We start from the raw sequence: 2,844 nt of genomic DNA, 5'->3' as shown, positions 1-2,844 counted from the left end.
GGGTGGTCGTGTCGGGGGTCGCGAGGTCGTCCCACGTGGGGTCCGGATCGCCGTAGCCGGGGTTCGCGCGCTCGAACTCCTCGTAGCCGCGGCGGGCGTCCGGGGTCCGGCCGTCGACACCGTCGGAGCTGCCGTATCCGCCCTGGGTACCAGCGGCCGGCATCTGCTCGGCGCCGCGCTGGCGGGGCAGTCGGTGCGGGGCCTGATCGCGGTCGTACGTGGCGCTGTTCTGGTCCTGGAAGGTGTCGTCGACGCGGAACACGTTGCCGTGCCGGTCGCGGTGGACGGCCTGACCGCCCCGGAAGTGGACGCGGTTGTCCAACTGCTCGATGCGGGCGCGGAGTTCGGCGCAGCGAGCGGTGGCACGATCGTGGTCGTCACGGGCCCAGGCGAGGTCGAGGCGGAGGGCGTCGGCGGCTTCCTGAGTGGTGGCGGTGTTGAGCAACCGCCCCAGCTTCGCCTGCGTCTCGGCCGCGTACTTCTGCTCACGGAGCATCACGTCGAGCCGGTCGCTCAGCGCGTCCCGGCTGCCGGGACGGGCGTCGAACGCGGCGAGCGCGGCGGCGTGCAGGACGCGGGCCCGCTCCTTCTCCTGGCTCGCGACACCGTGGCCGTACTCCGCGGCGAGGTCCTGAAGCAGCGCCTCCACGACGTCCCAGGGCGGCACTTCACGCCCACTCAGACAAGCCTGCATGCCATCGGGATCGCGCTGCCAGAACACCCCGCACCAGCCGCCGCCCTGGTCCAGGCGCGCCAGCAGTCCGTCGAGATAGTTCGCGAACTCCCGCACCTGTCCGGGGAGTTGATCCACAGCCATGCCCCAACTCCCGCCAGACCGGAATGCTCCGATCCGTAGAAAACACCATTTGTGTTACGACGCGGCTACGGAAGCTTTTCGAGCCGGGCGCAGAGATCTCGGAGCCTACGCCTCCCGACTGTGCGCTCGCCTGACTGATGGGCGATCTGGCAACTCCCGCGCGGGCAAGGGGAGGGCCACCAGTGACCTCCGGGCAGAGCGAGAAGCGGCCCCGGCACTGGTCCGGGCACGAGCGCCGCAGGGTGGCACGCACCGGCCGTTCCGGCACGCGCCCCCCGCCAGGGCGCGGTCGGTCACGCTCTCCGTTTCAGGCCGCCAACGGCGCGCACCTGACCACGAGTTCGTCCATGGACAGCCCGAGCGCCTCGGCGAGGGCCGAGACGGTGAAGAAGGCCGGCGTGGGAGCCCGGCCCGTCTCAATCTTGCGGAGGGTCTCCGCCGAGATGCCGGCGTTCGCCGCCACGTCCGTCATGCTGCGGCCACCGCGGGCCTCGCGGAGCAGCCGGCCGAGCCGTTCGCCGCGTTCGCGCTCTTCGGGGGTGAGAGGGGTGCGTACCATGCCGTCATTCTAATACCGGTATAGTAATTGGCATGGTGGAACTGAAGACGGACACGTCTATCGATGCGATGTACGAGGCGGGCCAGGTCGTGGCCCGCGCCCTCACGGCCGTGCGGGAGGCCGCCGACGTGGGCGTATCCCTCCTGGAACTGGACGGGTTGGCGCACGACGTACTGCGCGCGGCCGGCGCGAGTTCGCCCTTCCTCGGCTACCGCCCCGCCTTCGCCCCCACCGCGTTCCCCGCGGTCATCTGCGCCTCCGTGAACGACGCGATCGTGCACGGCATCCCGGACGGCTACCGGCTGCGCGACGGCGACCTGGTCTCGATCGACTTCGGCGCCAAGCTGGGCGGCTGGGCCGGGGACTCGGCGATCAGCTTCATCGTCGGCGAGCCGCGCCCCGCCGACGTCCGCCTGATCGACACCGCCGAACGCGCCCTCACGGCCGGCATCGAGGCGGCCGTGGTCGGCAACCGCATCGGCGACATCGCGCACGCGATCGGCACGGTCTGCCGCTCGGCCGGCTACGGCATCATGGAGGACTTCGGCGGCCACGGCATCGGCCGCCAGATGCACGAGGACCCCGGAGTCCCGAACGAGGGCCGCCCCGGCCGCGGCCTCCCCCTCCGCCACGGCATGGTCATCGCGATCGAGCCCATGCTGATCGCGAGCGGCCGGGACGACTACCACGCGGCGAAGGACGGCTGGACCCTGAGGACGAACGACGGGTCCAGGGCGGCACACGTGGAACACACGGTGGCGATTACGGAGGCGGGACCCAGGGTCCTTACTGAGCGCCGGTAAGAGGAGCGCCCTTCAGGGGCGCGGGGAACTGCGCGACCAGCCACGACGCGCGCGCAGACAAAGACCATCCGCAATCCCCCCAAACCTGCACATGCCCCACGCAGTGGCCCGTGCCATGGTGGATTGATGACCAGCGGCTACACAGACCCCGAAAACGACCCCTTCGGCGACTTCCTGGCCCGGTTCTTCGGCGGAGCCACAGGCGGAGCCACCAACGGAGCCGCCCACCCTGGCCCACGGCACGTAGACATAGGCCGCCTACTCAGCCAACCCGCCAGGGACCTCGTCCGCGGCGCAGCCCAGTACGCCGCGGAACACGGCAGCCACGACCTCGACACCCAGCACCTTCTCCGCGCCGCCCTCTCCGCGGAGCCGACCCGCGGCCTCCTCACCCGCGCCGGCGCGGACCCTGATTCCCTCGCCGCGGAGATCGACGAGCGCTCAGGACCCGCCCACCCCTCGGAAGGCACCTCCCTCTCCCTCACCCCGGCCGTAAAACGCGCCCTCCTGGACGCCCACGACCTGGCCAGAGCGGGCGGCACCGGATACATCGGCCCCGAACACGTCCTGGGCGCGCTCGCCGCGAACCCGGACTCCGCCGCCGGACACATCCTGAACGCGGCCCGCTACGCGCCCACAGGCCTGCCGCCCGAGACCCCGGACGG

Annotated in this window: 3 protein-coding genes and 1 pseudogene; 2 read left to right on the top strand and 2 right to left on the bottom strand. The window is 71.5% G+C overall.

Going from position 1 to position 2,844, the window contains the following annotated elements; translation table 11 throughout:
* Nucleotides 1–817: pseudogene (locus AC31A1_RS49490) on the bottom strand (hypothetical protein); the annotation flags it as partial.
* Nucleotides 818–1,124: 307 nt separating this feature from the next.
* The gene (locus AC31A1_RS49485; protein WP_393758158.1) at nt 1,125–1,376 is read right to left on the bottom strand and encodes a helix-turn-helix domain-containing protein; all 252 of its coding nucleotides are present in this window, start codon (nt 1,374–1,376) and stop codon (nt 1,125–1,127) included.
* A gap of 32 nt (nt 1,377–1,408) precedes the next feature.
* On the opposite strand from AC31A1_RS49485, the gene map reads away from it, so the two are divergent.
* Together map and AC31A1_RS49475 are read left to right on the top strand one after the other, a co-directional pair.
* Complete coding sequence (map, locus tag AC31A1_RS49480) at nt 1,409–2,179, top strand: type I methionyl aminopeptidase (protein WP_489659607.1); 771 nt, start codon at nt 1,409–1,411, stop codon at nt 2,177–2,179.
* A 126-nt stretch (nt 2,180–2,305) separates the two neighbouring features.
* Nucleotides 2,306–2,844 (top strand): Clp protease N-terminal domain-containing protein (locus AC31A1_RS49475; RefSeq protein ID WP_489659606.1); only part of this gene is annotated, 539 nt, incomplete at its 3' end.

The organism is Streptomyces sp. P5F9, assembly GCF_057961495.1.
Note: the sequence above shows the minus strand (reverse complement) of the source record. Positions and strands in the feature narration are given on the sequence as shown.

Excerpts from the sequence above, each read along its gene's own strand:
- AC31A1_RS49485 (WP_393758158.1), bottom strand. The coding sequence starts at position 1,376 with ATGGTACGCACCCCTCTCACCCCCGAAGAGCGCGAACGCGGCGAACGG.
- map (WP_489659607.1), top strand. The coding sequence starts at position 1,409 with ATGGTGGAACTGAAGACGGACACGTCTATCGATGCGATGTACGAGGCG.